The sequence below is a fragment of the Mesorhizobium sp. M7A.F.Ca.AU.002.02.1.1 genome (assembly GCF_003998535.1).
Classification (GTDB): domain Bacteria; phylum Pseudomonadota; class Alphaproteobacteria; order Rhizobiales; family Rhizobiaceae; genus Mesorhizobium; species Mesorhizobium ciceri.
On sequence record NZ_RZPB01001204.1, the window covers coordinates 1 to 1,215 of the forward strand.

A 1,215-nucleotide genomic window follows, 5' to 3' on the forward strand; every position below is an offset into this window, starting at 1 on the left:
CACCGGAACCGTTGGAATGGTCTGTTCGGGGCTCGCTGCCGCTTGCCTGTCGCTGGCCGGCAGCGCCAGCCACAGCGCCACGGCGGCGACGCCAAGCAGTGCGGCGGTGCCGATCGCGGCAATCACCAGATGCGAGTTCGAACGGACTTCCTGCCAGAAGGACGGCCGCATGTCGTATCCGAACTGCATGGCAAAGCGCCGACGTTCCGGCGTACCGAAACTGAAGGGCTCTCTCACTCTTGCCACCTCCATAAGCGGGCCGACGTTCTTTCAATCGGTGCCGGAAGTCCGGCGTCTGATCCGCATCGGTCCCAAAAACAACGCGGGCAGGCCCGCAACAATCCCCGAACAATCGCCCAGAACCGGCAGCTTTCGCCTGCGATTGTGGCATCAGTACGCCAACATAGAGGATTCTGCGCCTTTGCGGGAAATTGCGCAATGCGTCGCACGGGCAACAAATGTTACAACAAATATTACAATATTACATCAGGCCGGCCGGCTAGATCCTGTCGCGCAGCGCAAACCAGTTGAGCGCCAGGAACAGCAGCGGCGTGCGGAAACGCCGGCCGCCAGGGAAAGGCGGGATTTTCAGATCCTCGATCAGCTTCAGCCGGTCGCGGTTGCCGGCAACGGTTTCGGCATAGAGTTTACCGAAGTAGTTCGACAGCATGACGCCGTGGCCGGAATAGCCGCCGGCCGAGATCACATTGGGCATCACTTCGCGCACGAACGGCTTTCTTGGCACCGTGATGCCGACATAGCCGCCCCAGCCATGCGTGATCTCGACATCCCCGAGCGCCGGATAGAGTTCCGCGATCTGGCGACGGATGTGGATGTGGATATCCCGGGGATCGTTGACGCCATAGACCTCGCGTCCGCCAAACAGCAGCCGCCCGTCCTTCGATCTGCGGAAATAGCGCACGACGAAGCGGGAATCGTCGACCGCCTCGCCGCCCCGCAAAACGTTCGAGTCGGCTCCCAGAGGCACGGTCGCGCCGATGAAGGAACCGATCGGCATGACGTGCGCGGCACTCACCGGCTCGAGCGCGCCGCCATAGGCGTTGACCGCGATCAGGCATTTCTGCGCCGTCACCGTGCCTCTCGACGTCGAAACCTTGATCTTGCCGCCACTGGAAATGATGCCGGTTGATTGAGTCCCCTCGAACAGCTGCGCGCCTGCAAGCGCTGCCACCCGCGCTGTGCCGATCACCAGCT

The 1,215-nt window shown here is 62.2% G+C and carries 1 protein-coding gene and 1 pseudogene; both read right to left on the reverse strand.

Features of this window, described 5'->3' with window-relative positions; translation table 11 throughout:
• A pseudogene (locus EN879_RS36465) lies at window positions 1-237 on the reverse strand (SH3 domain-containing protein); the annotation flags it as partial.
• Window positions 238-499: 262 nt separating this feature from the next.
• On the reverse strand, window positions 500-1,215 hold a 716-nt coding region (locus tag EN879_RS36470), incomplete at its 5' end, for an FAD-binding oxidoreductase (protein WP_164774862.1).